This is a genomic window from Halorubrum sp. B52 (assembly GCF_059752555.1).
In genome coordinates this window covers 1-2965 of record NZ_MWTG01000011.1, presented here as the reverse complement: position 1 = coordinate 2965, position 2965 = coordinate 1, and the positions used below count along the sequence as shown (strand labels likewise).

The window sequence follows — 2965 nt, the reverse complement described above, 5'->3', positions numbered from 1 at the left end:
CCGATAACGGGACTCACGGCACGGTCGTCCGAGTTGAACAGGTTGCTTGGTTTCATAGTTTGAACCCAGCGGTCCACCGACGAAACGATCCTCTCGTTCCGATCGGTTAGCTGGTTACTCTCTAATTAACGGAGCCTACATATGAACTTACTGGCACAAATATCAACGGCGAAAATTAGGTGAACAAGGTCAAATCCGTTGACGTGTGAATGATGCGTATGGAGCCCACGGCACCGTCCCTCGCGCGAACATACAGCGATCGTATGTATCCGGATCCGTGGGAGAAAGTCCTCGACTACCGGCGTGTACAGGAGTATGCCGCGGAACATCCGAAACACGGTCGGACCCGCGTTGGTAACGCCCTCGATCTACCACCGGGGCGCGTTCGCGGATGGCTCGATGACGGGATGCCCGACCCGGTCCGCGGGATTCATACCGCGATCGACTACGGCTGGCTCGATCCCGACCCTGACGACGACATGGCGGCGGGGTTGGTCAACCTCCTCGCTCACATCCTCGCTGGCGGCAGCGTCACGAATGAAACGTTCGCCCCCGCAGTGGCGACCGGCCAACGCGTCGGACTTGACGAGATTGAAGCGGCTTTTGAGCGTGTTGGCGTTGAGACGGCCATCCGCCACGCGACCACCGATAACCGCGCCACCGAGGTGATTCCTCTGGCCGACGGCTCAGTCCTCGGTCGGTGCCTCTATACGATGGGCGCCCCGGCTGGCGAAAAAGTGGATCTCGACAAGTTCCCGTCGGTTGTCTGGGATGTTCCGCCGTCGGTTCGGCGGTCGTTCGCTCGGATCTACATCGACCACCGGGCGAGGATCTATCCGGAGAAACGCACGGTGGTAATTCAAGAAGAGCGGTCGAGAAACTACCTAGAAGGGTTACACGAGTTCCTGTCGACCGTGACCGGTGAGTCGGTGACCCTCGGCGACCGCAACGTAACGATCTCGGCCGACGCGGTCCGGGAGCTGGATATCACGTAGCTACTCCAGATCGTCAGCTGTGAGCTCGCCGGCGAGGTACGCGCGACCGCGTTTTGAGATCCGATAATATCCCGAGTCAACCGGTTCGACGAGTCCGGCCTCCCCGAGTTTCCCGATCCGTCGAGAGACCCAATTCCGAGTGTATTCGAGGTTCTTCGCGATGACGGCGGGCGTCAGGATGAGATCCGACTCGTCGAGGAGCTCCAAGATCCGATCGTCGGTCTGATTCATCCAATCGACCCGCGGGCGCATACGTCTCAGTCGAACGGCCATATATAACGAATACCGATACGTCTCGGAATGAATCTTAATTCGTGTTTGATAGAACACGATTCGATGGGTTAAATTTAACTCGCGGCCGTTCTTCGCGGAGGCTACGGAAGCATTCGCGGACCCGTCGCTCCCGATGGGTCCATTCGTTCGCAAAAGCGGACCCCGCTGCTGGAGACAGCGGGTCCGCGTGGGCTTCCGTGGGTGAGCACGAAAGCCATGTATTCGCACCACGCTGGGGGTCTAAAACCTCCCGACGGTCAAGGAGAATCGCCGACCGCAACACAAACCACCGGAGGGCGCCGAGACCAGTTTCACTTTCAGTCCCCGTATCTGGATTCGGATTTTAATACACCCGTCCATCGGTGCGAAGCGATGGTCCCGAAAGAAGTTGTGCGGATCGAAGACCGGCAGGACAGGTGGCGGTACGTGTGTCCGAACGGCCACCGCTCGTGGGAGCCTACTAATCACCACTTCTGGTGTCAATACTGCGCGCGTAGCGACGACGCCGACGGTGTGTTCCACGAGCTGCTCGATAAGAAGACCGGCGCGAAACTCGAACGTGACCGCGTCCGACTCGTGACTCCGGTCGGCCCATACGATCGCGATCTCGACGAAGAGGAGGGATCCGCGTGAGCGACGATCTCGAACCGCTCCCGCCGCAGGAAGGGGTCGATATGTACCTCGAAAGCCGCAGCGAGGAGCTCGCAGACCACACGCGACAAAACCACAAGTACCGACTCAAGCCGTTCGTCGAGTTCTGCGACGAGCGCGAGATCGAGAACCTCAACGACCTGAACGGCCGCGAGATCCTCCGATACTTCAATCGGCGGAAGGGGTCTGTGAAGAACGTCACCCTGAAGAATCACCTCGCGACTCTCCGTGTTGCGCTCGACTTTTGGGCCGGGATCGACGCCGTGAGCGACGGGCTCCGGGAGTCGGTTCCGATGCCGAACCTGAGCGACGAGGAGGAAGTGAACGACGACGTGCTCCGTGCCGACCGTGCTCGCGAGGTGATCGACGCGCTCGACACGTTCCGTTACGCGAGCCGGGACCACCTGATATTCCTGTTGCTGTGGGAGACCGGGATGCGCTCGGGCGCGCTGTATGGGCTCGACGTGGAGGATTACGATCACGACGAGCCGGCGATCCAGATCCGTCACCGCGCCCCGTCAACGCCGCTTAAGAACGGTGACCGCGGTGAGCGGGACGTGTGGCTCCGCCCCGAAGTCGCCGCGGTCCTCGACGATTATCTCGCGACGACGCGCGAGGACACGATCGACGACGAGGGCCGTCGCCCGCTGTTCACCTCTCGGTACGGCCGGCTGTCGAAGACGTCGATCCGGGAGACGATCTACCGGGTCACCCGTCCCTGCGTTTGGGGGTCGTGTCCGCACGATCGCGTCGTTTCGGAGTGTGAAGCGACGGATCAGAAGACCGCGAGCAAGTGTCCGTCGACAGTCTCGGCGCACCCGCTTCGGAAGGGAGCGATATCGAGGGATTTGAACGAGGGACACCCGCGCGAGGTGGTGAGTGACCGCATGGACGTGACGCAGGACGTGCTTGAGAAACACTACGACAAACGGTCGGAGCGGGAGCGCATGGAAGTTCGCCGCCGTATCATCCGTGAGGTGAAGGGATGATCGCTTCGCCGTCGGCCGATCCCAGCGCGCGGGTCGATCGACCCCCCGCGAGTCCAT

At 60.9% G+C, this 2965-nt stretch carries 3 protein-coding genes; 2 read left to right on the top strand and 1 reads right to left on the bottom strand.

Features of this window, described 5'->3' with window-relative positions; all coding sequences use genetic code 11:
- Positions 1 to 218 precede the first annotated feature (218 nt).
- Entirely contained in the window at positions 219 to 995 is a 777-nt protein-coding gene (locus B4V04_RS15810; RefSeq protein ID WP_498232676.1) for a hypothetical protein, read from the top strand.
- On the opposite strand, the gene B4V04_RS15805 is transcribed toward B4V04_RS15810, so the two are convergent.
- Positions 996 to 1247 carry a winged helix-turn-helix domain-containing protein gene (locus B4V04_RS15805; RefSeq protein ID WP_498232675.1) on the bottom strand — a complete coding sequence of 84 codons (252 nt, stop codon included), beginning with the start codon at positions 1245 to 1247 and terminating at the stop codon, positions 996 to 998.
- A 650-nt stretch (positions 1248 to 1897) separates the two neighbouring features.
- Between B4V04_RS15805 and B4V04_RS15800 the strand changes: the two genes are divergently transcribed.
- Positions 1898 to 2908, top strand: a complete 1011-nt coding sequence (locus B4V04_RS15800; protein ID WP_498232674.1) for a tyrosine-type recombinase/integrase — start codon at positions 1898 to 1900, stop codon at positions 2906 to 2908.
- Positions 2909 to 2965 lie beyond the last annotated feature (57 nt).

Coding starts and splice junctions, on each gene's coding strand:
- B4V04_RS15810 (WP_498232676.1), top strand. CDS start 219: ATGGAGCCCACGGCACCGTCCCTCGCGCGAACATACAGCGATCGTATG.
- B4V04_RS15805 (WP_498232675.1), bottom strand. CDS start 1,247: ATGCGCCCGCGGGTCGATTGGATGAATCAGACCGACGATCGGATCTTG.